The 25,877-nt window shown below is 48.4% G+C and carries 25 protein-coding genes; 21 read left to right on the top strand and 4 right to left on the bottom strand.

Features of this window, described 5'->3' with window-relative positions:
- Positions 1–17 precede the first annotated feature (17 nt).
- The 5 genes from kduD to JUF10_RS06490 all read left to right on the top strand — a co-directional run bounded on the left by kduD (position 18) and on the right by JUF10_RS06490 (position 4,551).
- A complete protein-coding gene (gene kduD / locus JUF10_RS06510; protein ID WP_203641419.1) occupies positions 18–833 on the top strand; it encodes a 2-dehydro-3-deoxy-D-gluconate 5-dehydrogenase KduD in 816 nt (271 codons plus the stop codon).
- Between the two features lie 96 nt (positions 834–929).
- A complete protein-coding gene (locus JUF10_RS06505; protein ID WP_203641418.1) occupies positions 930–1,949 on the top strand; it encodes a 2-keto-3-deoxygluconate permease in 1,020 nt (339 codons plus the stop codon).
- A gap of 63 nt (positions 1,950–2,012) precedes the next feature.
- The gene (locus JUF10_RS06500; protein WP_203641417.1) at positions 2,013–2,975 is read left to right on the top strand and encodes a sugar kinase; all 963 of its coding nucleotides are present in this window, start codon (positions 2,013–2,015) and stop codon (positions 2,973–2,975) included.
- Between the two features lie 23 nt (positions 2,976–2,998).
- Positions 2,999–3,652, top strand: a complete 654-nt coding sequence (locus JUF10_RS06495) for a bifunctional 2-keto-4-hydroxyglutarate aldolase/2-keto-3-deoxy-6-phosphogluconate aldolase (protein WP_203641416.1) — start codon at positions 2,999–3,001, stop codon at positions 3,650–3,652.
- Positions 3,653–3,801: 149 nt separating this feature from the next.
- On the top strand, positions 3,802–4,551 hold the full coding sequence (locus tag JUF10_RS06490) for a glucose 1-dehydrogenase (RefSeq protein WP_203641415.1): 750 nt from the start codon (positions 3,802–3,804) through the stop codon (positions 4,549–4,551).
- 79 nt (positions 4,552–4,630) lie between these two features.
- Here the strand turns inward: JUF10_RS06490 and JUF10_RS06485 are convergent, their stop codons facing one another.
- Complete coding sequence (locus JUF10_RS06485; RefSeq protein ID WP_203641414.1) at positions 4,631–5,149, bottom strand: GNAT family N-acetyltransferase; 519 nt, start codon at positions 5,147–5,149, stop codon at positions 4,631–4,633.
- Positions 5,150–5,243: 94 nt separating this feature from the next.
- On the bottom strand, positions 5,244–6,620 hold the full coding sequence (locus JUF10_RS06480) for an Nramp family divalent metal transporter (protein ID WP_203641413.1): 1,377 nt from the start codon (positions 6,618–6,620) through the stop codon (positions 5,244–5,246).
- A gap of 681 nt (positions 6,621–7,301) precedes the next feature.
- On the opposite strand from JUF10_RS06480, the gene JUF10_RS06475 reads away from it, so the two are divergent.
- The 10 genes from JUF10_RS06475 to JUF10_RS06430 all read left to right on the top strand — a co-directional run bounded on the left by JUF10_RS06475 (position 7,302) and on the right by JUF10_RS06430 (position 16,372).
- Positions 7,302–8,156: a DegV family protein gene (locus JUF10_RS06475; RefSeq protein WP_203641412.1), complete on the top strand. Its 855-nt coding sequence runs from the start codon at positions 7,302–7,304 to the stop codon at positions 8,154–8,156.
- A 926-nt stretch (positions 8,157–9,082) separates the two neighbouring features.
- Positions 9,083–9,718, top strand: coding sequence for a VTT domain-containing protein (locus JUF10_RS06470; protein WP_203641411.1), 636 nt, complete (start codon positions 9,083–9,085; stop codon positions 9,716–9,718).
- Between the two features lie 710 nt (positions 9,719–10,428).
- The gene (locus tag JUF10_RS06465) at positions 10,429–11,796 is read left to right on the top strand and encodes an FAD-dependent oxidoreductase (RefSeq protein WP_203641410.1); all 1,368 of its coding nucleotides are present in this window, start codon (positions 10,429–10,431) and stop codon (positions 11,794–11,796) included.
- A gap of 266 nt (positions 11,797–12,062) precedes the next feature.
- Complete coding sequence (gene trxA, locus JUF10_RS06460; protein ID WP_203641409.1) at positions 12,063–12,389, top strand: thioredoxin; 327 nt, start codon at positions 12,063–12,065, stop codon at positions 12,387–12,389.
- Complete coding sequence (locus tag JUF10_RS06455; RefSeq protein ID WP_203641408.1) at positions 12,389–12,652, top strand: metal-sensitive transcriptional regulator; 264 nt, start codon at positions 12,389–12,391, stop codon at positions 12,650–12,652. The genes trxA and JUF10_RS06455 overlap by 1 nt, the downstream gene beginning before the upstream one ends.
- 76 nt (positions 12,653–12,728) lie before the next feature.
- Complete coding sequence (locus JUF10_RS06450; RefSeq protein WP_203641407.1) at positions 12,729–13,121, top strand: fluoride efflux transporter FluC; 393 nt, start codon at positions 12,729–12,731, stop codon at positions 13,119–13,121.
- On the top strand, positions 13,118–13,486 hold the full coding sequence (locus JUF10_RS06445) for a fluoride efflux transporter FluC (protein ID WP_236008174.1): 369 nt from the start codon (positions 13,118–13,120) through the stop codon (positions 13,484–13,486). The genes JUF10_RS06450 and JUF10_RS06445 overlap by 4 nt, the downstream gene beginning before the upstream one ends.
- A gap of 60 nt (positions 13,487–13,546) precedes the next feature.
- A complete protein-coding gene (locus JUF10_RS06440; protein WP_373301293.1) occupies positions 13,547–14,383 on the top strand; it encodes a DUF1129 domain-containing protein in 837 nt (278 codons plus the stop codon).
- 208 nt (positions 14,384–14,591) lie between these two features.
- Positions 14,592–15,530, top strand: a complete 939-nt coding sequence (locus tag JUF10_RS14090) for a hypothetical protein (RefSeq protein ID WP_236008173.1) — start codon at positions 14,592–14,594, stop codon at positions 15,528–15,530.
- A 65-nt stretch (positions 15,531–15,595) separates the two neighbouring features.
- Entirely contained in the window at positions 15,596–16,372 is a 777-nt protein-coding gene (locus JUF10_RS06430; protein WP_203641405.1) for a hypothetical protein, read from the top strand.
- Between the two features lie 135 nt (positions 16,373–16,507).
- Here the strand turns inward: JUF10_RS06430 and JUF10_RS06425 are convergent, their stop codons facing one another.
- Entirely contained in the window at positions 16,508–17,509 is a 1,002-nt protein-coding gene (locus JUF10_RS06425; RefSeq protein ID WP_203641404.1) for an LCP family glycopolymer transferase, read from the bottom strand.
- A 218-nt stretch (positions 17,510–17,727) separates the two neighbouring features.
- Here JUF10_RS06425 and JUF10_RS06420 point away from each other — a divergent pair, with 218 nt between their 5' ends.
- From JUF10_RS06420 to JUF10_RS06395, 6 genes are all read left to right on the top strand, one after another.
- Entirely contained in the window at positions 17,728–18,201 is a 474-nt protein-coding gene (locus tag JUF10_RS06420) for an S-ribosylhomocysteine lyase (protein WP_048734637.1), read from the top strand.
- A 129-nt stretch (positions 18,202–18,330) separates the two neighbouring features.
- Positions 18,331–19,413, top strand: coding sequence for a hypothetical protein (locus JUF10_RS06415; RefSeq protein WP_203641483.1), 1,083 nt, complete (start codon positions 18,331–18,333; stop codon positions 19,411–19,413).
- 84 nt (positions 19,414–19,497) lie between these two features.
- The gene (locus JUF10_RS06410) at positions 19,498–20,595 is read left to right on the top strand and encodes a hypothetical protein (protein ID WP_203641403.1); all 1,098 of its coding nucleotides are present in this window, start codon (positions 19,498–19,500) and stop codon (positions 20,593–20,595) included.
- Between the two features lie 168 nt (positions 20,596–20,763).
- The gene (locus JUF10_RS06405; RefSeq protein WP_203641402.1) at positions 20,764–21,093 is read left to right on the top strand and encodes a PadR family transcriptional regulator; all 330 of its coding nucleotides are present in this window, start codon (positions 20,764–20,766) and stop codon (positions 21,091–21,093) included.
- A complete protein-coding gene (locus tag JUF10_RS06400) occupies positions 21,086–21,421 on the top strand; it encodes a DUF1048 domain-containing protein (RefSeq protein WP_203641401.1) in 336 nt (111 codons plus the stop codon). Before JUF10_RS06405 ends, JUF10_RS06400 begins: the two co-directional genes overlap by 8 nt.
- A 308-nt stretch (positions 21,422–21,729) precedes the next feature.
- Complete coding sequence (locus JUF10_RS06395) at positions 21,730–22,935, top strand: helix-turn-helix domain-containing protein (RefSeq protein WP_236008179.1); 1,206 nt, start codon at positions 21,730–21,732, stop codon at positions 22,933–22,935.
- 85 nt (positions 22,936–23,020) lie between these two features.
- On the opposite strand, the gene yicI is transcribed toward JUF10_RS06395, so the two are convergent.
- Entirely contained in the window at positions 23,021–25,309 is a 2,289-nt protein-coding gene (yicI, locus tag JUF10_RS06390) for an alpha-xylosidase (RefSeq protein WP_203641399.1), read from the bottom strand.
- Positions 25,310–25,877: the final 568 nt, after the last annotated feature.

Genomic DNA, 25,877 nt, shown 5'->3' with positions numbered 1-25,877 from the left:
TCGGAGGTAATTTTAATATGGCACAATCCAGAGAAGAGATTGAACACAACCAAGACTCATTGAATCAATTCAAAATGAACTGGTTCAGTCTGGCTGGCAAAGTTGCAATCATTTCCGGTGGGAACACTGGACTTGGCCAAGGCTACGCTGTAGCCATGGCAGAAGCTGGCGCCGACATCTTCATCCCAACGTTTGGGACTGAAGGCTGGGACGACACCCGCGCATTGATTGAAAAGCGTGGCCGTAAGGTTGAATTCATGGACGTGGATTTGACTGAACAAGGCATCGCTGACAAAGTTGTTGCTAAGGCAATGGAAACCTTTGGGCACATTGACATCGTGGTTAACAACGCCGGGATGATCAAGCGGAACCCTATCCTTGAATCTAAGGATAAGGACTGGGATCAAGTTATTGCGATTAACTTATCCGCCGTTTACCACATGTCCTTAGCTGCTTCTAAGGAATTTGCTAAGCAAAAGTCAGGGAAGATCATCAACATTGGTTCAATGTTGTCCTTCCAAGGTGGGAAGTTTATCCCATCATACACCGCTGCTAAGCATGGTGTTGCCGGCTTAACTAAGGCCTTTGCTAGTGAAATGGCTGCTTACAATGTTCAGGTTAACGCGATTGCACCAGGTTACATCAAGACGGCTAACACGGCACCTATTCGTGCTGACAAGTCACGGAATGATGAAATCCTCGGCCGGATTGCTGCTGGACACTGGGGTGAACCTTATGAACTGATGGGTATCTCAGTTTACTTGGCAAGTAATGCCGCTAACTATATTAACGGTGCAATCATCCCAGTTGATGGTGGCTACTTAGTTCGTTAATCATACAAAAAATGGATACAGAGTTTATTCTCTGTATTTATTTTTTGGAAAAATTGTGAAAATATTTCAAAAAAACGAAATGCGCAGGTAGATATTATGAAAATCAAAAAAAATATTGAGAAAATACCTGGTGGCATGATGGTTGTACCCTTAGTCTTGGGTGCGATTATTCATACGATCTGGCCGAAGCTTGACGTTGCGTTGACGGGGGTTACTGGGTCTTACATGGTTGGGACTTCAGTTATCTTGTTCATCTTCTTCTTTGCCGTTGGGACCAACATCAACCTGAAGTCTTCAGGTAAGATTGCTGCTAAAGGGTTAAGTCTATTATTAGGTAAAGTTATTCTTGCGGCTATTATTGCCGTCATCTTGAACATGTTCCTTCCTAAAGAAGGGGTGACGACCGGGGTCTTCACTGGGTTGTCTGTCTTAGCTGTTTTGGCCGCATTCAACGCATCTAACGGTGGGTTGTATGTTGCCTTGATGACGACGATTCCTAATCGTGACGTCGATGTCGCTGCTTATCCATTCTTCAGTATTCAATCTGGACCATTCTTTACGATGATTACTTTGGGTCTTGCCGGTATTGGTGCCTTCCCATGGCCAGCACTGGTTTCAACCTTAGTACCATTCATCTTAGGGATGATCGTTGGTGGATTGGACCACGAAATGCGTGATATGTTCAGCCCATTACAAGGTGGTTTAGTTCCATTCTTCGCCTTTACTATTGGTTACAGCTTGAACCTGGATATGATTTTACAATCCGGTTTAGTTGGTATCTTAGTTGGTGTCTTGGTTGTCTTTGTATCTGGTTACTTCTTATACTTACTCGACCGTTACTTGGTTCGTTCCGATGGTTTAGCCGGCTGGGCTGCTTCATCAACTGCCGGTGCTGCCGTTTCTGTGCCAATCGTTATTGCACAGATGAACCCAGCATTTAAGTCAACTGCCGGTTCAGCAACTGCTATTGTTGCTACCAGTGTTCTGGTTTCCGCTATCTTAACGCCAATTGTTACGATGTGGTACTACCGTCGTTTGGTTAAAAAGGGCAAGATTGCGCCAGTTGAAGATGCTGACAAGAGCGTTGAAACAAAAGCAACAACGAAACAAGCTTAATAGTATAGAAGAAAAAGATTTTTTGTACGAGAATTTCTTGAGTGGTTAGGAAAGTGATGAACAGTGGCTGAATTTTTAACAATCGGTGAACCTATGGCGGTATTCGCAGCGGAAAACGTTGATGCTACCTTAGTTGATGCCGCAAATTTCCAGAAGTATCTGGCCGGAGCAGAATTAAATGTCGCGATTGGGATTTCACGATTAGGACATTCAACGGAGTACGTTTCATCCGTTGGGACAGATCCCTTTGGCAAGTACATCATTAAGGCTGTTTCTGACGCTGGTGTTGGGACCCAATACATGGACAGTAATCCTGACTTTTGGACGGGATTCTATCTGAAGCAACGCGTGAGCCATGGCGATCCGCAGACTTACTATTTCCGTAAGAATTCAGCGGCTGCTAACTTTGACAGTAGTAGTCTTGATAAGATCGACTTTGATGGCTTAAAGATTGCCCATTTATCAGGAATCTTTGCAGCGTTGTCTGACAATGATTTAGCAGTCTTAAAGGACTTAAATCAACGGCTGATTCAGCACAACGTCACGGTAACTTTTGATCCGAACTTACGGCCAGCACTCTGGTCCAGTCAGGAACGAATGGTTGCCGTAACCAATGAACTGGCTAAACAAGCGAACGTTGTGATGCCTGGTATTAATGAGGGTGAAATCTTAATGGGGTCACGCGATCCAGAAAAGATTGCTGATTTCTACTTGCAGCAGAGCGAGTTAACCCAGACGGTCATCGTTAAATTAGGACCGGATGGTGCGCTGATTAAGCAAAAGGATGGTTCCCAAGAGGTTGTTTCAGGCTTTAGAGTCGATCAAGTTGTAGATACTGTGGGTGCTGGTGATGGCTTTGCTGTCGGCTTCATCTCTGGATTACTTGAAGGAAAAACGTTGCGTGAATCCGTTAAACGGGGTTGTGCAATTGGGGCTTTGGCCGTGATGTCACCTGGTGACAACGATGGCTACCCAACGCCAACTCAATTAGCAGATTTTTACAAACAACAAGCAGCATTAAGCTAGATTAAATAAGGGGTCAATTGACTATGAAGAGAGCAGAATTATTAACCAAAATGATCAACACTGGGGTTATTGCCGTTATCCGTGCAGAAACTCCAGAAAAAGCGGTTAAAGTCGCCGATGCCGTTATCGCCGGTGGCGTTACTGGTTTGGAATTAACTTACAGTGTACCGCATGCTGATACGGTTATTAGTGAATTAGTTGGTAAGTATGCCGATACCGATGTTGTTGTTGGTGCTGGTACTGTCTTGGACGCAACCTCCGCACGGTTAGCCATTATCGCTGGTGCCCAATTCGTTGTTAGCCCAACTTTCGACAAAGATGTTGCCTTAATGTGCAACTTGTATCAAGTACCTTACGTTCCTGGTACCTTTACCGTTACTGAAGCCCAAACCGCTTTGAAGTACGGTTCTGAAGTTGTTAAATTGTTCCCAGGCGCTATGGCCGGAACCGTTGCCATCAAGGAATACCATGGACCATTCCCTTACTTGAACGTGATGCCATCAGGTGGTGTTAACGTTCAAAACATGAGCGACTGGTTTGCAGCAGGTGCCGTTGTCGTTGGTGCTGGTGGTGGCTTAACTGCCCCAGCAGCTGATGACGATTTCGCTGGTGTTACTCGTAACGCTAAGGAATACATGGACGAATACAACCGTATCAAGGATGCTGAACTCGTTTAAATTTAACTTGAGAAAGTCCGCCGATCAATCCCGGCGGACTTTTTTGATGGTTGATAAGTTTTGCTCAAATATACGCGCGTAAAATAATTTCATTTCTCAGCGCCATTGTGATACGCTGAACAGTAGAAAAAGTGAAAGGGTGATCTATAATGTCAGATCGTTTAAAGGGAAAAGTTGCCATCATTACCGGGGGAGTTGCTGGTATCGGGCTTGGTATCGCTGAATGCTACGTGCGTGAAGGGGCTAAGGTCGTTGTGACCGCTAACCATAACGTGGATGGTGGGCATGCCGCTGTTGCCAAATTTGGTGATGATGTGAGCTTGTTCGTTCAACAAGACGTTGCGAGTGAAGCTGACTGGAAAAAAGTTATCGATGCCACGATTGAAAAATTTGGTAAGTTAGATATCTTGGTTAACAACGCCGGTGTCGGTGGCATGGGCGCCGCAATTGAAGATCTCGACTTAGCCGACTGGCAATCCGTGATCGACGTTAACCTCACCGCGAACTTCTTGGGTGAAAAAGCGGCCATCAACGCTATGAAGAAGACCAATGATGCTAAAGGATCCATCATCAACGTCTCCTCCGTTGCCGGACTGGTCGGTCTGCCAATGGCCCCAGCCTACTCCGCTAGCAAGGGTGGGAGTCGCCTGTTATCGCACGCCACGGCCTTAAACCTCGCACAACGGGGCATCGACATCCGGGTCAACTCCGTTCATCCAGGCTGGATCGACACGGCCATCATTCCTGACGCTGCACGGGAACAAATCATCAAGACGATTCCAGTGGGCCATTTGGGCAAGCCAAAGGACATTGGTGAAGTTTGCGTTTACCTTGGGAGCGATGAATCTGAATTCGCTAACGGGGCCGAGTTCACTGTTGATGGTGGGCAACGCGCTTAATCACAATTAAATTAAATGGAATCAAAAACGGTGTCGTCCCAAAGTGGGATGACACCGTTTTCAATACCCCTGTAGGTATCTACCGTTCAGTCTTTAACTTTGAGTAAACGGCGGCATCGTGATAAGCGGTGCCTGTCGTCGGAATGTGTTGTCGCAGAATGCCGTCGAGGTGGTAGTGGTTCCGCTCAGCCACGTGGCGACTTGCGTTATTTTCGGTGGCCGCCAGAATACTCAATTTGTTGAGATGGAGGGTGTCAAAGCCAGCCTGTTCAGTCAACACCAGACTTTGGCTGATAATACCGTGTCCTCTGAAATCGCGGCCCAGCCAGTAGCCAATCTCGCCGTGACCGTCCTTCATCTCGTGGATGTCGATCATGCCAGCAGGTTGGTCAGCGACCCAAATGATGCGCAGCCACAATTGGTGGTCGGCGTTACGTTGCTGGCTGTACTGGAGAAAAGCCGCTTCGTCAGCTACCGACTGCATGCTATCAGCCCAGGGCAGCCATTTTTCGAGGGGAGGCCGGTCCTGTTCAATTAAGGCATATAGCGCTGGGGCATCGGTCACTGCTGGTTCTTTTAGTTGGAAAAATTCTGGCATCACATCCACCTCGTTGCTGTTTTCTCCAGTTATACAGCAAACGACGATTATCGTCAAAAAAACGCCCGGTCAATTTGACCAGACGTTTTTTGAACTATTCAACGATGTGTAACGTGTTTAAAATCAAGTAAACGTTCAGGATAATCAAGATAACCGCGATGACCCACCCCAACACGCGACTCCAGGTCCGGTTGGCGAATTCACCCATCAGCTTCTTACTACTTGTGAAGATGACCAGGGGAATCATGGCAAATGGTAACGCGATACTCAGGAACACTTGGGAGAATGTCAGGAGGTTTTCAATCTTCGCTTCATTACCATGATAGATAATGGCAAAAATGATCACTGGCGTCACGGAGAGTAAACGGGTGATCAACCGTTGTGCCCAGAGTGGCATCTTCAAGTTGATGAACCCTTCCATGATGATCTGTCCAGCCAGCGTCCCGGTAATAGTTGAGCTTTGCCCGGATGACAAGAGGGCTAAGGCAAACAGCATACTCAGAATTGGACTGGCAATGGCCCCAACGATTTGGCTATCGCTCAAAGCGTTGAACAGGTCAACGAACCGACCCAGATCACTATTAGTCCCAAAGAAGAGGGCGGCTCCTAAGATCAAGAGGAGACTGTTGACGACGAACGCCAACGTTAACTGAATGTTAGAATCAATGGTTGTAAATTTAATGGCTTGGGCCACACTCTTGCGGTCCTTGCGGTCAAAGCTTCGCGTCTGCGAAATTGATGACCCCAAGTACAAGTCATGGGGCATCACGGTCGCCCCAACGATCCCTAAGGATAAGTAGAGCATGCCGTGATTCGTGATGACCGTACTGGAAGGCAAATAACCTTCAAGGACTTCAGTCATGTGTGGTTGGGCCAGGATAACTTCATATAGGAAGACGAATAAGATTACGGCCACCAACGTTGCAACGATGGCTTCGATCTTTCTGAACCCTAGCTTCATCAAGACCAACAGGACTAAGACGTCCATGGCGGTAATGATGATCCCCACGAGTAGCGGGAAGCCGAATAACAGCTTCAGGGCAATCGCAGACCCAATAATTTCGGCGATATCGGTCGCCATAATGGCTAATTCCGTAATGATCCACAGGGCAAATCCGGTTCGTTTACCGGTATGCTCTCTGGTCAACTGCGCTAAATCTTTTCCCGTGACGATCCCGAGTCGCGCCGACATGGCTTGAAGCAGCATGGCGACTAAACTGGAAAGCAAGACCACGGTTAGCAACGTGTACTTGTACTGGGCACCACCGGCGATCGACGTGATCCAGTTCCCGGGGTCCATATACCCCACGGCAATCAACGCCCCAGGACCGGTATAGGCCATCAGTGTGCGCCAGAAGCCCGCATTTTGCGGCACTTCCACCGTTCCGTTGACTTCATCCAGGCTCTTCTGGTTACTCCCGGTTGACTGAATCATATGGTGCTTCTTCTCGTCGGTTTCATGATTATTCATAAAATCCCTCTTTTCTATTGGCTTAGAAATTCAGGTAGTCGATTGACTTCTGCCTTTCCTGGTAAACGCGAGTCAGCGTCAGCGAATGGTGCGAATAATGGCAAAACTTATCAAACTAACTCTAATGACGCGCTTCAATTCCACACGTAAGTATAAGCCATTTTGCCGTAATGTCAACCGTGTTACGGCTAATTTTTGGTGGGCCAAAAAAGTTTTTATATAGTGGAAGCGACAATTTTTAATTTACCACCGGAGAGGGCAGGTCAACCGTTTCACTTGGTGGTGCCGTTTTCATTCCGGGTGGGCCTACACGTGTGAATCTTCATACAAAATGAACGGCCGGTTAGGGCAACTAACTTACTGATGTTGTTACCTAATATCTAGATTAGTTTAGCCTTAATCTGGGAGTGACCAAAATATTTTTTCAATTGTATTTACGAGGCGTGACCCAGTTCAGTCAGAAAAAGCCGGTTGCTAGTTTGGGAGCGGGAACGTCGGCGTACCGGACATCATCACCTTTAGCTTTTACCAGCTGAAGCGGTTCGTTATCGCCAAAATTGTTTGAAGGATTAGTTATTAGCCATGACAAGCAGCAGATAACCTAGTTTTCAAAACTAGATGATTGCGTTATAATGATTCTTATCGTCAATTACAGATACTAGGAGAAACGAGGTAACTGTCATGCAATCAGAAAAAATTGCCATCTTGGTGGACTCCTGTTCGGATGTCCCGGCGGCCGTGCTTGAAGCGGCTGACATGGCTTTAATGCCAATGAATGTCATCTTTCGTGATCGGGTCTACGAAGACCGAATCACGATTACCCCTACCGAATTTTATCGTCGTCAAGCCACTGAAAAGGCCACCACGGCCAGTCCAACGGGTAAACGAATCGTTGAAGCCTTAGAACGCATTCAAGCCTCCGGGTACACGCACGTCATTGCTGTCTGCATTTCGGCAGCGCTTTCGGGGACCTACCAGGAAACCCAGTTGTTAGCCGCCGACACGCCGTTGACGGTCCATGTGGTCAACACTTGCAGTGTGGGGATTGGTAGCGGCTTTGCGGCCATTTATGCCGCCTCACTGCGCGCTGCCGGGCGTTCTTTCGCGGATATCGTTAGCGAGGTCGAACGAGTAACGGCCCAAACCAAGGTCTTTTTCTACGTGCCATCGTTAAAGTATCTGCAAGCGGGGGGACGAATCGGCAAGGTGGCCGGAATGGCCGGAACTCTGCTGAACGTTAAGCCAATTATTTCGTGTGATCCCGAGGGTATTTACTATCCGATCGCGAAGGTCCGTGGTGAAAAGCGAACGATTCATAAGTTGCTAGCACTCGTCAATGACGCCATTGGGGATGCCCAGCACGTTAACGTAGCGGTTTGTGACGGGGTGGCACCGGAACTACGTGCAAGCGTACTCGAGCAGCTAAAGGCGGCCCATCCCCAGGTGGAAAACTGGTACGCTGGGGATGTTTCGCCAGCCTTGGGTGTTCACACAGGACCAGGGCTGATCGGTGTTGGGGTACAGGTGCTGGACTAAAGGCCATCTGAAAGTTGAGATATCTTGAAATTGCAACTTTTCCTTATTATAAGAAGAAATCAATCTGGGCCGGAGTACACCCAATCGTTAAAATCTTCCCCAAACACAAAAAAAGCCACGATTCACATCGCGGCTTGAGGGGGGATACGAGCAGGAATAGATACTTTGGGGGAGTGCTAAGTTCTGCTCGTAGAAAGAGTAATAAGAATTTGGTACAACCAGGTTAGCAACGTCTCTTGTTACTAACTTGATTGTAGTGTAACCCCTGATGCGATTAGGTGCAATTGATTGGTTTCATAAATTTACTAATAACGGCGAAACCCCTTGATAGTCTACTAAATTAACTCATTTTACGAACTAAAAGTAACCAGTCATGTGCAGAGACTTTTAAAAATTTAGCCGACCCTATAATTAATTAAAAGCGTGATAGAACGCGATTTGACGTTGCTGTGGGAAACCCAGGGCGTCTTTTTATTTGGTCGAAATGACTGACAATGCAATTTTAAATCGTATAATGAGGAGAGAAATATTGTAAGGACGGCCATTGGCGACACTTTCAGGATACTGACGGGGGGTGCGCGCAGGGGCTACAAATTCTGGCTAACGGCTGAGCGTTTTCCGAATCGGCTATCTCACGCAAGCATGCTTTGGTGGTGAGTTAATACCGGGCGAGAAATGGCTGAGTAATCTGAAATGCTGGTTGGCAGGGACAAAAAACAGGCTTAAAGGCTACTTGTGAACCGTCAAAAACTAGTATGAGTACCTGTTAATTATTTATACTGATTTTGTTGTGAAAGCGAGTTGCCACAGGTGGTTTGCGAGTGCCACTGTACTGAAGCAAGAAGTGTAATCATCAAATTCTCATCAGATTTCGGCAGGAATGGCGACTCTGTTTTTTGGAAAAATACCGTGGAGGAATAATTATAGTGAATTTATTCGTAATAATTTGGAATATTATTTGGCACCCATTAGCTGTCTTGGTACCGCTGACGAATCAGTTGGGAACGGGGATCTACCCGATTCTCTTTGCCCTGATTTTTCTGGAGTCGGGCATGCTGATCTTCTCGTTCATTCCCGGACAATCGTTGTTATTCATGGTGGGGTCCATTGCGGCAAGCCCGCATTCACAGCTAAATATCTGGTTACTCATCTTGATGTTTACGCTGGCAGCCACCGTGGGTTCAGCGGTCAAGTATCTGACCACACTGCGGTGGGGGAAACATCAAGAACGGTTGATTCGTAAGCTTCCGGACGATAAGGTTGCCAAAGCTACGGCAGTCTTCAACCGGAATCAAGACCAGACGCTGCTGATTGGCCGGTTTATTCCGTTTGTTGGGTTGTTCTTACCAATTATTGCCGGAACGACTGATATGAACTGGCGGCAGTTTCGCTACTATAACTTCCTGGGTAGTCTAATCTGGGTTGGCAGCTGTTGTGCCGTGGGCTATTTCTTCGGGAATACGCCGTTTATTCGCAGCAATTTCACCTGGTTATTCTTAGTCCTCTTAGCCGTGCCGTTTCTTTTCGGCCAGGCGCGCCACGCTCTCCAGCGCCGACGTTAAGCAAAAAAGTGCCGCTGATCTTTCCATAAAATGGAGGATTAGCGGCTTTTTATATAAAGAAAGGGCCTCGAGTAACATGCGGATTACTCGAGGCCTTATTTAGGAATCTGTAAATAAATCACTTGTTTTGGGGGGAGTGCATCTATAGACAGTGATTCCTATCATCTATCACAGTGCTTAAGGTCAGAACGTATCACGAACTAACTATGGTTATCATAGCGACTCGGTAGGCTGTTCGCAAGCAAACTGTGACTCTTTAAAAATATTGGGTAGAAAAAGGAAAACACCCCCTGAACGGTTGGGTTCAAACCTTATAAACGGGACCGGAGAACCTGTGAACTACCAAGCTATTTCGTCAATTTATCCTCTGAATTTTAATGAAAGCGGTATAAAAATGACCGAATTACAAGCGGGGTATACAGGTTACGGTATGATACTAGGGTGATAATTAAATGCCGTCAATCTGCTGATGTCCCGGATTGAGACCGGTTTATCTGCCAGAATAGCGCTACTTATGACACGATAAATAAAATTAAATATTAGTTATTGAAATTATTATAAAACGTGCAGTTTGCACATTAACCCGTCATTTTCTTTAAAGTGTGAGGAATCGTCCTGCTTTTCCCCCTTTTTCGAGACGAAGTCATTTATCTTTCGCTAACTTTCTAGTAGACTACGTTTAGAATCGTTTTTCATGTAGGAGGGTAAACATGAAAGTCATCATTGTTGGTAGTACACATGCTGGAACAAATGCAGCTATTCAAGTTTTACGGGATCATCCGGATACAGATGTGACTATTTACGAACGCCACACCAATGTTTCTTTCTTGTCCTGTGGAATTTCCTTGTTCCTGGACGGTCAAGTCAAGCATCTCGAGGACATGTTCTATTCTTCTCCTGAACAACTGACCGATATGGGAGCCAAGATCAAGACACGGCACAACGTTTTGAAGATCGACTCAGAAAACAAGACGGTCGACATCGTGGACATGGATACAGGTAAGATGACCACGGACTCGACCGTGACGGTACCACCTATTTTTGGTATCGATGAAGACAAAGTGATGTTATGCAAGTACGACCAAGCCAAGGCCATCGATAAAGCAGCCAAAGGAAACAAGCGGATTGCTATCGTAGGGGCAGGGTATATTGGAACGGAATTGGCTGAAAGCTATGCTCGGACCGGTCACGACGTTCAACTGTTCCAATCACGCGAAATCATTTTGAACCACTACGTCGACAAGGGCTTATCTGATCGAATCGTGAAGTTACTGAGCGACAATGGGGTCGACGTTCAATTGAAGCGGCGGGTAACGTCCTTTACTGGGAACGAAGACGGTGAATTGGTCATCGAAACGACGGAAGGCGACTTTACGGCCGACTTAGCCATCGTTTGTACCGGATTTGTTCCTAACACGGAGCTCTTACGGGGCCAAGTTGAAATGGACCGGCACGGCGCGATCATCATCAACGATTACGTTCAGACGTCTAATCCAGACATCTATGCCTGTGGGGACGCTAGTGTAGTCAACTTCAACCCAACTGGTAAGCCTGCTTACACGCCATTGGCCACGAACGCTGTGCGTCAAGGGATGTTAGCCGGGATCAATATCTTTGGGAACATTCAACGTTACATGGGCACACAAGCCACCTCTGCCATGCAGATCTTCGGTCACACGTTGGCTTCAACGGGGCTGACAATCGAACATGCCTTGCATTCAGGAATGGACGCTGACATGGTCACCTTTGAAGGGACTTGGCGGCCAGAATACATGCCGACCACCGATCACTTGGTCATCAATCTGGTCTATGACCGGAGCGACCGGCGTATCTTAGGGGCCCAATTATTAAGTAAGCACGAGATTGCCCAATCTGCTAACGCCATCTCAATTGCGATTCAAAACCGCAACACTATTGATGACTTAGCCTTTGTGGACATGCTCTTCAACCCTAACTTTGATGACCCATTTAACTACCTGAACTTGGTAGCCCAAATGGCCGTTGAAAAAGAAGTTAAGCGGGGCAATGATAAGCCACGGTTAACTGCTGGGATGAATCCAGAGCAGAAAGCCAACTAAATTTAGCTGTAGTCATGGCGGTCGTTCACCCGAATAGGGGAGCGACCGTTTTTTTATGGGGAGCTGGCATAAAATAGAACTGGAAACGGCAAAAAGGAGCAAAACACTAGCCAAATGATGCCCCTGGGGGTATACTGATAAGTGCATTAAGGATGACAGCCGGAGTTAACGGTGATCCTTAATGGATTTGTAGGCATTATCAGAATTAAGACGAGGGGGATTTGAATCAGCCCCGTTAAGCTAAAACGAGCAGGAGGACTTTCAACATGCAGGCAATTACGAGTAAGGAATTTGAACACATTGGCGATGATACCGCCGTCACAGTCGTTGATTTTTGGGCGGATTGGTGTGGTCCTTGTAAGATGCAAACGCCGGTGCTAGAGGCTTTAGACGAAGAGTATGGCGATCAAGTGAAATTTGCCTCCCTCGACGTTGATCAGAATCAAGAGTTGGCACAATCCCTTGGTATCATGAGCATTCCGTCAATGGTCGTGTTTAAAAACGGCATGCCAACGGAAAAGGTCGTTGGCTTCCATCCTAAGGCCGCGCTCAAGAAGTACCTCGATGAGAAGCTGGGTGAGGTGACCGCCTAATGGTACAAACGACAGCCAGCCAATTAAAGAACCGGCTGCGACGGGCTGACGGGCAACTGCAAGGCATCTTAAAAATGGTCGACGATGGCCGTGAGTGTAAGGATATCTTGACTCAATTGGCCGCCGTTCGTTCCGGTGTCGACCGAATGATGGGGGTCGTAGTTGCTGAGAACGTCAAGCAATGTGTGGCACAAGACCAACTGACTGATGACCAACAAGCCGAATTGCAGGAAGCTTTGGATCTCGTTGTGAAAACACATTAACTAGTGAAGGGACTGTCCTGGTGGCAGTCCTTTTTTTGCTATAATGAAAGAATGTTTTTTCGAGGAGGACTTAGCTGTGGCAAATTATCTGTCTATTCTGATTTTTGCATTTATTGGTGGCAGTGGCCGCTATTTGATGGGGCAAGTACTGCCGGCATCAACGGGATTTCCTTGGGCCACGGTGGTCGTAAATCTGCTGGGATGCTTGATACTAGCCTGGTTGTCGCATGCCAAGCGCGTGACGGCTCACTGGCCTGGTGCAGTGACTGTGGGACTGGGCATCGGTGGGATTGGGGCATTCACAACGTTTTCGACCTTTAGCGTGGACACGGTACGACTGATAACGCAACACCAGTGGGGGCTGGTCGGTGCTTACCTGACCGTGACCTTAGTCGGTGGTGTGCTCTGTAGTGCCTTAGGTGTCTGGAGCGCGCGGAAATGGGCAACCTTCCCGGTGTTTGAGAAATGATGGCCGGATTGGCAGGTATTGGTGCCGCAATCGGCGCTCTGGGCCGGTATGGGAGCAGTCAGTTGGGGGCAAAATTGATGGGCACGCGCTGGCCAATGGCAACGTTGCTGATCAACTGGTTAGGGTCCCTATTGTTGGGGCTGTTGACCGGTTGGCAAGCGACACACGTGATGACGGTTTTATTTGGTACAGGCGTTCTAGGCGGCTTTACCACGTACTCGACCTTTAGCCACGAGGTCGTGATGTTGGTCGACCAGCGGCGGTGGGGGGCCGCATTGGGCTACCTGCTATTGAGTGTGGTTGGTGGGCTAGCACTGGCTGGTCTAGGCGTTTATTTAGGGATGATATTCGGCGGCGGTCGATAAATCAGTGGTGTTTTGCCGCTAAGTTCCCTATCATGGAAATAATGAGGAAATGCGAAAGGAGTGGCGGTCTTGGCGGAACGCACAACGATTACGGAACAAAATGCAGCGCTACGGGAACAACTATCGCCGCAGAATCAGGAATACTGGGACGAGTTGGTCAGTAACTTGCGCCAACAGCCTAAATTCGCTGATGAGGCGGTGCTACAAAAGTACTTACGGGAGTTACTTCCCAGCTTGCTGGTCGCACAGGAGGCGCAACAAACTGCGCAACATTTCTATGGTGCGGATCCAGCAACAGTTGCTGCGAAGATGGGCCGGGTCTCGCGGCCGAAACCTAAGTGGTTGACGTGGGATCTACTCGTTCCATTTTTAATTTTTACGTTGGGCACGATTATCCCGAGTGCCATCTTGCCCGCGGTACCGTTTCAACTCCTGCTGGTCGGGCTAGAATACGTCTTCTTCGTTATTGCGATGGCGTTGGGGATTGGCGTGACACAGCGGGTGCATACACAACGTGGTCAGGTTGCAAGCTGGTTAGTCATTATCATTGCGTTGCTATTGGCGATGCGGGTAGCGGCACAGACGGTTCCAGCACAGGGATTGGTCTACCTGACCCGAGTCGGCGGTAGTATCACGCTGCTGGTCTTTGCGGTCATCGTGACGGGATTGACCTGGTGGCATCACCGGCGCCACACGAATTCCTGGTTCCCAGCGATTCTAGGAAGTCTATGGATTACCACGCTACTAGCTTTGCTGGCCCGGATTCCAGCAACATCCGGTCTAATGGTGACCTCGGCCGGCAACCTATTGATTGCGATTGGGACGATCTTAGGCGACCTGAGTATCCTGATCATTGGCTGGCACATTTGGCAAGCACGCCAAAATCAAACAAAATAGTTAAGGGACGCGTTCATTGCTACGATGGATGCGTCTTTTTTTACGCTTTCAATGGGGATGAATCGTATCTGGCTCAAGGGATGCGACAAGATATGAAATTAAAAATGATTGATTATAACAATATAAATAGTCAATACGATGGACTAGTCGTGTGCGAGTAGCGTATGGTTAGAGAACTAAGAAAATACGGGTATTGGGGGGATAACGAATGCGGTGGTCTAGCGTTGCTTTAGTTTTGAGCGTGGCTATTTTGAGTAGTCTTTGGGGGACCGAGCAGGTTGGTCTAGCAAGTAGTCAATATTCAGCGCAGCGGGCAAATTCGATTAAGTTGGTCTGGCGCCGCCGAATGGGAAAACATGTCTTTCACACGGTCAAAGGAGCCCGCTACTCGCAACACTTAGGGGTTCGGTATAGCGAAAATTCAGATCTGCCGGACGTGACGTGGGTGACGGACGCCCATGAGAAACTCTACCGGAAGGCCAAAGGGTCGGCGGCCATTTACTATCACGTGAAGTCGGTTGATGGCCAACACGGCGGCTGGATTTGGCGTGGTTATTTAACTGCGGGAGCTGTCCCCGTGCAGACGGGTCCGGACCCAGAGCGACCGCGGACACCGAAGATGCCACCGGTAACGCTCTACACGGCCAAAAATTCAGCGGCATATGCACGGGCGATTCAAACGGAGCCAGCCTATCAGCTCTCAAAGTCGGTATGGCAACTTTTCCCGGGAACAAAGCTGAATTTGGGCTTGTCCCGCTTGGCGGTTGATTTCCCGTCAGATAACGGTTTACGGGATAAGGGAATCTTGGATAAACAGCACATTAGTCACTTTGATCTAGGGAATGAGTGGACGGCCTTTCAAAATACCCGGAATCAGCCGCTGACCAAGCGATTGGCTTGGTTAGAGAAGCGGTTGGCGCAACATGGATTGACGACGGCCAAGCGGCAAAATCTTCAGGGATGGTCGATTGGCCTCGACTTTGTGGACGATTTTCCTGAAGCAGCGACGACGGACGAGGATGAGTTACATAACATTAATCAGGAGCCACACAGAGATCATGACGAACACCCCTTGCACTATGCTGTCGTCCTGATTTCACCGGAGCGTTTGCATAGCTTTCAGGCGGCGTATGGTGATCAGCAATGAGGGGCCTTTATCGGGGAATTTTACTTGCACTATTGGCACTAATCGTTGGCAGTAGTGAGAGCGTCATGGGACAAGCAAACAGTCAATACTCGGCACGGCGGTCACAGTCGGTTCGTTTGATTTGGCGACAGCGAATGGGACGACATACCCTGAAAGCAACGCAGGGCGCACGATACTCACGTCATTTGGGCATTCGGTATAGTAATAATGACGTGACGCCCACGGTGACGTGGGTAACGGACGCCCATGAAAAATTGTACGAAAAAGATCGCGGGAAGGCGGCCATTTACTATCACGTTAGAAGTGAAGATGGCACGCTCAGTGGTTGGATCTGGCGGGGGTATCTGAGGCCGGCACAACGGACAACTAAGGCGATTCCGCAATCCGAGCCATTGCAGTCGATTCAAACGGCGATTCATCAGGAGACACGTCAAGGCTACGTGAGTCCAGTGAACGCTTTGGCTATTCCGGTGATGACCTTGTTTCCGGGAACCCATTTTGATCAGCAACTGTATCGCGCGGCGGATACTTACCTGTCAATTGACGATGGGCCAGACGCAATGGGGTACGACCCACGAACGGCAGATGGTCGCGAACAATTAGCTTATCTGTTACGGCAGAGTGGTGCGACGCCGAGGACGTTTATTTGTATTGTTTTTAAGGCTAAAACGCCGACCAGCCCAGAATCTCTCAATGCGGCTTTGACCAAGGTTGGATACGGTATCAGCAAGCGGGCCAGTTTTAAAGGCTGGTCAATTGGAGGTAGCGTGTTGTCGGCGGACAGTGATCTGGAAGGTTCTGGACCGGGAACGGGGATGATTTTCTTGGTGCCTAAAACGTAGTGGTTTTGTAGACTCAAAAGGGCCTGGGATTTTTCCCCAGACCCGCAAGCACTTTTAAAATGGGTATTACTGTAATGAGTAACAACGGACAATGGATTTTACTCAGAGCTAACAACCAATGTTAGTCCCAATCTGCTAGAATCCAGCCGGTTGAATGGCGTCCGTTTGAAACGTAGTTGTTGTCGACAAGTTTAGCGCGTTACGTAAGCTCTTAGAAACTTGTTCAATCTCGTTTTGCGGCGCAATCTGGTAGTCGATGCCATTAATGGTCGCATTTTCACCCTGCAAGGTCTGAGACTCGATGTGTCGACTGGTATGGCCGTCCTTGGTCCGCAGCCACATGAGATCGTTAAAGGTCAGATTAGTCTGCAGATTGTTAGTCAGGGAATCTAAGACGGATTGGTAGCGGGCCAATGACCCAATGCCGGCTTCCTTAAGGACTAGAGCTTTAATAATTTGTCGTTGCCGAGCTTGGCGTCCATAGTCACCACGGGGATCGTCATCGCGCATCCGCGAATAGGCGAGGGCACTGGCGCCATTCAAGTGAATCTTGACACCTTTGGTCACGTTGGCCTGCTCATAGTGGAAAGTCAGCAGTGGATCGACGGTCACGCCGCCAACCGCATTGATCATTTTTTTAAGGCCGCCCATGTTGAGCAGAACATAGTAACGAATGGGAATATTGACGAGATGTTCAACCGTTTTAATGGTTGCTTTGGCGCCATACAAGGGATAGGCCGCATTGATCTTCTCTTCATCTTGCTGGCTCCCCCAGATATTGACCAAGGTGTCTCGGGGAATACTTGTGAGCTTAGCCGTTTGTTTGGACGGGTTGATGGTGGCCACAATCATAGTATCCGTGCGCCCGATATCGTGGCGACCCAAGGCCCCTGTGTCGGTACCTAAGAGCAGAATGGCAAAGGGCTTCCCACTGGTCAATGCGGTATCGTTTGGTTTGACTCCTGCAGCGTGGTAAGTCCTGGAAAATGTATTTTTGGCGGCATGCCAAGCGCGGAAGCCGTAAACGCCGCCCCCGATGAGCAGCAACCCAAAAATAACGAGCACCCAACGAAGCCAAGGGCGATGGGACTTCTCGGTGAAATGGTGCTGACGTGGTGGTAATGGTGTATTTTGCATAGTGACTCCTCCCCCTCTAATTCGCAACCCAGTATACCCACGTTCGACTGACATGGCGGCAGGGAAAACTTAGCTTTTACCATTTCTTAGAGGTCAGTTTGCAAATTCACTAAGCAATCGTGAAAGCACGCTAAATTAATAGCAGTCGACCGGACTTTTGGTGTAAAGTAAAGACGTACACTTACTTTACATACAATTGAAAAAGGGAGTTGGCAATAATGGCAAAAGTTGAAAGTTTTACTTTGGACCACACAGCTGTTAAGGCACCATACGTGCGGTTGATCACCCGGGAAACGGGCGCTAAGGGCGACGTTATCTCAAATTTTGATTTACGGTTGGTTCAACCTAACACGAACGCAATTCCAACGGCCGGGTTACATACCATCGAGCATTTACTGGCAGGCTACTTACGTGATGAAATGAGTGGCGTTATTGACTGCTCACCATTTGGCTGCCGGACCGGTTTCCATTTGATCACTTGGGGCGAACAATCCACCGAAGAAGTTGCCAAGGCGTTGAAGGCTGCCCTTCACCGGATCGCTTTTGATACGGAATGGAAAGATGTTCAAGGCACTGACAAGTACAGTTGTGGGAACTACCGAGACCACAGCCTCTTCTCCGCTAAGGAATGGAGCAAGGATATTCTGGACAAGGGTATCTCTAAAGATCCATTCACTCGCGAAGTCATCTAGAGGACGTTTAGTTATTAAACAAACCTAGCGCGCCGGCCAATAGGCTAGCGCGCTATTTGTTGTGGTACGCTTAATATGGTAAGTAACTGCCAATTACAGGAAAATTGAGTTAAGGGGGATGCATTAGTGATGAAGCGGGTTAGCGGATGGCTAATCGTCATCGCATGTTTTATGGGCCTTGTTGGGGGCGTGCCGGCCCATGCCATGGTGAAACAAAAAGCGCCAGCATTACAGCCAGTGGGGCGCTTGCGGATGCTAAACGATACGCGGGTTCATTTTGTCCACGCACCGAAGCATTATGCGCACACCAAGCACGTGGTGACCCACACCATCAAGTCGTCACAGGGAACTGCCGTGACGTTTAAGACTAAATATTTATTGCCACAACCCGGCTATCACCACCAGGCCTGGGGGAATCCCCAGAGCTTGGCGCTGACCGGCCGGTATTTATACGTTGTTTACTGCCCAACGGCTTGGCATAACCGGGGCCGAATCGTGCGTTACGATGTCAAAAAAATAGCGGCGCTAAAGGCCACGGCGACTGAGCTTCAGCACACGTACGCCAAGCATGCAACGGCCAAGGAAAAACAGTTGCGCCGTGCCATCAAGGTGGGCCCCGTCTTTACCACGGGTCACGGCCAATCCTTGGCGTACAATTGGCACAACCATCACCTGTACATGTGGTGTGACCGGGAGAAAAAGCCACGGGTACCCATCAATCAATATGGGTATATTCAACAGATTAGTGCACGCACTCTAAAACCAGCCTATCAGATTCGTTTCCGCTTGCGGCGCGGCCACTACGCCGTTCCTGGCGGCCACGTATTAGCTTTTGATAAAGCTGGTCGTGCCTACTTCTGGTCGAATCCGTCCGGGTACCGCGCCAATATTTATCAGGGGCGAATCTCACGACACAAGGTCTCCTTTCGTTTGACCCATCAGGTCTTGCGGCGGGGACCTGGGACCCACGTGCAGGGGATCGCAGTAAATCCACACAATAATCGCCTGTATCTGGTTGCCGATGGGTCGATTGCCAGCTTGCCAATTCAGAAATTAGTTGGCCGGGGCCACCTGACCGCTAAGCAGGTTCGTTGGACGCGTTTCGCTTCACGGCGGGAGTTTGAAGGGTTAGCGTTTACGACTAGTGGTCATGGCTATTTACTGACCAATCATGACCCAGAAATCTTGCGGGGCAATCGCGTCAGTTGGTAAGTTCAAAACGTAAAAAGATGAGCTTTACTCCTCAATTGATGGGGCTAGTGATAGACTAGCTGAAAAGATTGGGGGGTAGGGATTATGCGAAAGTTAGCAGTTATGGGGGCGTTACTTCTCAGTGTGGGGCTGGGGATGACGTCGTTGGTACCGGCACATGCCATTACGATGGTCGATCAGACTAAGACGGCATTGACCACGTCAAGCCGGCGACCGTTAAATGACAGTCAGGTTCACTTTGTGCCAGTGCCAAGCAGTTATGCATCGGCGGCCAATCCAAGTGGAATCAATACCATTACCAGTGATCAGGGGAGCCCAGTCACGTTCACCACGAAATACTTATTGCCCATTCCTGGCTATCAACACCAGGCTTGGGGCGACCCGCAGAGTATGGCGGTCGTGGGTCAGTACCTCTATGTGGTCTACTGCCCAACAGCTTGGTATAATCGCGGGCGACTGGTTCGGTTCGACATGGCGAAATTGACCGGTTTAAAGGTAACCCCGCAGCAGATTCAAAGTATCTACCGGGCAAAAACGCCTATTACAGCTAGAACCAAGGCGATTCGGGCTGCGATTAAGGTTGGTCCGGCATTTACTACCGGTCATGGGCAATCGTTAGCTTATAACTGGAAGGACCATCAGCTGTACATGTGGCAGGACCGCGAGTCCGCACCACGAGTTCCCGTCAGTCAAGCCGGGGTCATCCAACAGCTAAACCCTAGCAGTTTGCAGCCGGTTCGCTTGATTCATTTTCGCTTGAAGTCCAAGAGCTTAGCCGTTCCTGGGGGCCATGTATTGGCCTTTGACCGCCAAGGCAATGCCTATTTCTGGACGCGGCCTAATGCAACTGAGGTCTACCTGTATCGTGGGCATATTGGGCGCCGGCATGTGCACTTCCATCTGACCAGTCAGGTCCTGCAGCACGGCCCGGGCACCTGTGTTCAAAGTATGGCGTACAACCCTAACAACGACTGTCTTTACTTGGTTGCCGATGGGTCGATCGCCAGTCTTCCTGCTAGCAAGTTGGCCGGCAACGGCAGCCTGACCAGTGGGGATGTGAAGTGGACGCACTTTGCCTCCAAGCGTGAGTTTGAGGGGCTGTCATTTGGGACCGATGGCAAGGCGTACTTGTTGAGCAATCACCAGCCAGAGGTGTTAGTTGGAAATACATTAGGTTGGTAAATTACGAATTAAATTGGAGGTCGCTTCTTTTAATGAAGGCGGCCTTTTTTGTTGTTGATAGACAGGCGAGTCTCTTGGGGATTCTACGTTCGTTGGAGTTGACAGCCAAACTACTTTGTAATACTATATAGTAGTACTCGTTATTACAGAGTAGTGAGGAGCAACCACATGAAAATTGCAACGGAACTGTTAAAAGGCGTGCTCGAAGGCATCGTCCTTCAACGAATTAGCACGGGCGAAACGTACGGCTACGAGATTACTCAGTACCTAAACGACCACGGTTTTGAGGATGTTGTCGAGGGTACAGTCTACACGATTTTGATGCGACTGGAGAAACAACAGCTGGTCGCTATCGAAAAGAAAAAGTCTGACCGTGGCCCGGCGCGTAAGTTTTATCAACTAAACGAGGCCGGTGAAGAACGACTCGCCCAATTTTGGCAGCAATGGGCTTACGTCAGCAGTCAAATGACTCAGCTAAAGGAGACTAACCATGATTAATTACCTTAAAAAAATGCGACAGGATAAACGCGATTATCGCGAATTTAAGCAACGGGTGGCGGCCTTACCAGCACCCTATGAGCAAGCCATGACATCGTTGGAGAAATACTTGTGGAATCTGGCGGGTGGCGACGGCGCGGCCATGTATACGGTCTTGAAGAATATCCTGGACATGTTCGAATCGGCAGCTGCCGATGGCGTGAACGTGACTCAGATCGTTGGGGACGACCTTGGCGTTTTTGCGGATAATTTACTTGAAGAGTTTCCGGAAGCGACCTGGGTCAATCAGGAGAAAACGAAGCTGCAACGCAAGGCATTCAAAGACTAAAATATTGATGAGAGTGGGACAGAGGCGGTTAGTCAATGAGCATTAACGTCAATAGACGACTAATCCCGGTTTTGGATTATTTGTCTATCGGGGTTAAGCGAAGTTGACTGCCTTTTGTCCCACGTTTCCGCCATATACGTTCGGAGCGCAAAACGGGTCTGGGACTTTTGTTCCAGACCCGTTTTTCATAAAATAGGTAACACCCAATATAATTAAATTTATTAAGCAAAATGGTGGCTTTCCGCGAATAGCTCCGGTAAGATAGTTAGTATCAGAACTCGCGGAAAGGGGGGCGACGGACGGTGGCAATGAGAATTGTATTTTTAGTGCAACGCCATGCAGATAAGGGACATCCGCAAGTACATAATATGTTCGTCATCGGGCAGCCGATTCTTCTAACGGGGGAAGAAGGGGCACTGACTTATAACAAGTCGATGGCCGGGTGGGGGCTAGTAACAACGATTACGTTTGATGAACATCGGCGCTTCGTCATTGGATTTTCAACGGAGAAAAAAATGGTTTTGAATGAAAAGAACGTCACCACCTATGAGCAGGCAGCGACCGATGATGACCTCAATCAAATTCTCCGCCACCAGGGGTATCGGTTACCTCCAGCATCCGCCGTGGCAGACAAGCTGTTGACCCAGCAATTGCGGCAAGTCTTACCAACAATCAACTGCCTGGATAGTTTACCTGAGAAATACGTTGTGGTGGACTGTGAATTTGGCATCCTCTTTCACACGCAAAATACCGGCAGTCAGATCATTCGCGAACAGACCGTGACATTAGGTGAAAAGGCGGGGGTCTTCCAGTTAGGCGCATTAGGTTACGCGGGCAGTCCGGCCCCAATGTTAAAGTTTAACCGCTACGTGGACAACCCCGCATTCACGCCTGAAATGAAGCTGCGCGGACTACGAGAAACCGGCCTGACGTTAGCGGACTATGAGCAACAGGCGGCGCCATTAGCCGTGTTACAAGCCTTTATTGCCCAAATTCTATGTCATCATTACCCGCTGGTATTTTGGGACCGGACAAACGATCTTCGTTTGTTGAGAAATTTGTTTGCCGTCCATTACGATGCCTTGTCGACGGCGGAACAACAGGTGTTAAGGGAACCCTTAGCCATTTTTGATGGGAGTGAGTACACCAATCGCGTCATTACCCGAAGTAATCATCAGCGGGAGAGTGTTCACCATTACTTGCCGTTAAATGGGGTTGCGGGGCTGCTGAACGTGTTTAATCCCAATCAGCATAATGCGTTATGGGACGCGCAAACCACGCATTACGTTGTCCAAGAACTTGCGAAGATCCATCAGATGGAACCACGGATTCTAGAGGCGCCGCAAGTCGTGACGCCGCAACCGAAAGGACATCATGTCCTTTCGAAGTTGCCAACGACCTTTCAAGAACTGCGCCAAGCTGGACAGACGTATCGAGAGATTGCCAGTCGCTTCGGCGTCAGTACCAGCACGGTTTGGCGGGCAGTCAAACACGACAGAGAACGGGTCAACTAAGCGTAGGCAACAAAAAAGCACCATCAACGACTCACAGGTCGTTAATAGTGCTTCTTCATTTAATGGATAACGTTATCGTCTTAGATTACAGGGTAATCGTTGCGTTGGCACCGTCTAAGGCAGCCTTCGTAACCTTACCGTCTTCGTGGACGTAGATGGTAGCAGAGCCAGTCAAACCAGTAGTCGTAACCTTCAATTGGTTACCGCTACGGTCAACAGTGACCTTACCAGCATCCTTACCCTTTTGGTCAACAACGGCAACGGACGTTGAACCTTCATGCATATCGTACAAATGAATGTCCAAGTCCTTGGTGAAGTCGTAGTCGGCATGGACGGCCTTAGGGTTCCGTAAGAGGATCGTGTTGTCACGAGCCAATACAGGAAGATCTAATTCGCCGTAGTCCTTGCTGATCCACTTACCTTCAGCAACGTTGTAGGTTTCACTGTCATCAATGATGCTCGTCCACTTGCCGGCTGGCAGGTAGAAGTTGACGTGGCCTTCCTTGTTGAAGACAGGGGAGACTAACAGTTGGGTCCCAAACATGTATTGGTTGTCCAAACTGTGGGTCGTCAAGTCGTTGGTGAAGTCGAACCACATTGGCCGCATTAATGGGTTACCATAAGCGGTGTTGTGCGCAGCCTGCGTGTACAGGTATGGCATCAAGGACAACTTCAAGTTGACGAACTTACGAGTGTTCTCAACGGCTTCGTCATCGAAGTTCCATGGCACACGGTAAACGTTACTACCATGGTAACGACTGTGAGAAGACAACAGACCAAATTGTGACCAACGCTTGTAAAGGTCTGGCGTAGGGGTGTCAGGTCCATCTTCGAACCCACCAATATCATGGCTCCAGAATGCGAATCCAGAACTCAAGAAGGACAAGCCGGCGTGTAACGTATCGGACATGTTCTTGAAGTTAGATAAGGCGTCACCACCCCAGTGAACAGGGTACTTTTGAGAACCGACAGTAGCGGAACGTGCAAAGACAACCGCTTGGTCCTTACCCTTGTCTTCAGCAATGGTGTCAAAGACAGCCTTGTTGTATTGCAGGGTGTAGTAGTTGTGTTCGCGCTTAGGATCTGAACCGTCAAAGAAGACAGCGTCTTCAACAGGAATCCGTTCACCGAAGTCGGTCTTGAAGCAGTCAACACCCATGTCAAGCAGGGCTTGTAACTTGCTCTTGTACCACTTAACGGCGTCTGGGTTGGTAAAGTCAACGAAGGCGTTACCAGCTTGCCAGAGGTCCCATTGCCAAAGGTTACCATTTTCACGCTTGATGAAGTAACCGTTCTTCTTGCCTTCTTCAAACATCTTACCCTTTTGGGCGATGTATGGGTTGATCCAGACACAAACCTTGATTCCACGGTCATGAATCTTCTTGATCAGACTTTCAGGATCTGGGAATTCGTCGCGGTCCCACTCCATGTTGCTCCATTCGAAGCCCTTTTGCCAGAAGCAATCAAAATGGAAGACATCTAGTGGAATGTGACGTTCCTTCATGCCGTCGATAAACTTCAGAACGGTCTTTTCACTGTAATCAGTGGTGAAGGAAGTCGTCAACCAAAGACCGAATGACCATGCAGGTGGTAATTGCATGTTACCAGTGAGTTCAGTGTAACGATGTAAGATTTCTTGAGGAGTTGGTCCGTAGATGACGTAGTATTGTAAGGATTCGCCTTCAGTACTAAATTGAACGGCATCAACGTTTTCTGAGGTAACTTCGAAGTCGACCGTTTGGGGTTCATCAACGAAGACACCGTAGCCAGCATCCGTTAAGTAGAATGGAATGTTCTTGTAAGATTGTTCAGAAGCAGTCCCACCATCTTGGTTGGTGATCTTAACTTCTTGACCGTTCTTAACAAAGTTCCCGAAGCGTTCACCTAAACCGTAAACCTTGTCTTCAACGCCAACAGCAAGCTGTTCACGCATGTAATGGACATTGGTATCATGGTTTAAGATTTCACCTTGAGCCTTGTTCCGAGAAGCAGTCAATACCTTACCGTTAGCCGTGAATTCCATATCGAAATCTTCACGCAATGGCAGAGTAACCGTTAAATCACCGCTCTTCAATGAGGCTTTCTTTTCCGTAACGTCGATGTCAACGTCAGGATCTGAGTTGTTAAGCTCGTATGAAGGACCTTTGGTATCTTGATCAAAGTGGGTTAACTTAACACCAATAACATTTTCAACGGGGGAGGTGAGCTTAATCGTGCTCATCCCGAGGTTTAATTCGTCTCCCCGAGTCAAAATCCGTTTGTAAGGTGCGAAGACGTTTAATGCTTTACCGTCTTTTTCGGCTTCGAATGCTTCAGCCGGTGAGTTAACGTCGTACTCGTCACGAGTTAACCAATAACCATTAGTAAACTTCAAAGTAGCCACTTCCTATTCATAATATTTGATAATTTAAGTAAGACTCAATATCACGTTCAACTAGCGTCACATCGAGGATGAAACCACCATAACAACATAGTAGTCGGAAAATTTAAGCACCTGATAGTTCGGTATACGGATTGTTGGAACCGCATACATATTTAGGAACAGCAACAAGACTTAATCACCAACTACCGCCAACCAGTCAATCCAAGTCATCCTTGCACTGACCTTTAACATTTGCCAACGTGTGAGCTGATCAGCAAGTGATCGCCCGTACGCCTGAAGCTTTTCCAGAAGTTATCTCGTCACCCATTGCGGATTGAATGCAACGGGGAATAAGACAGCAATACCGGCAATTCTTGGCACGTTTTGCGTGGAAGAATAGCAGATACGTTAGAAATATAAAAACAAACCGTGCGTAAAATTTCCAGTAGCCCAACCGAATCTTTCACGCCATGAAAGCAACACGTTAGTTTAACGCTAACGTCTTAGATGATGAAACAAATCTGTTTTCACCGCCTATAATTATTTTAAGTCGGCCAACCAAAGTTGGTTGGTTGTTTAC

Origin of the sequence: Levilactobacillus andaensis, assembly GCF_016861695.1 — a bacterium.
GTDB classification, from domain to species: Bacteria; Bacillota; Bacilli; order Lactobacillales; family Lactobacillaceae; genus Levilactobacillus; species Levilactobacillus andaensis.
This window is presented reverse-complemented; position numbering and strand designations above follow the sequence as displayed.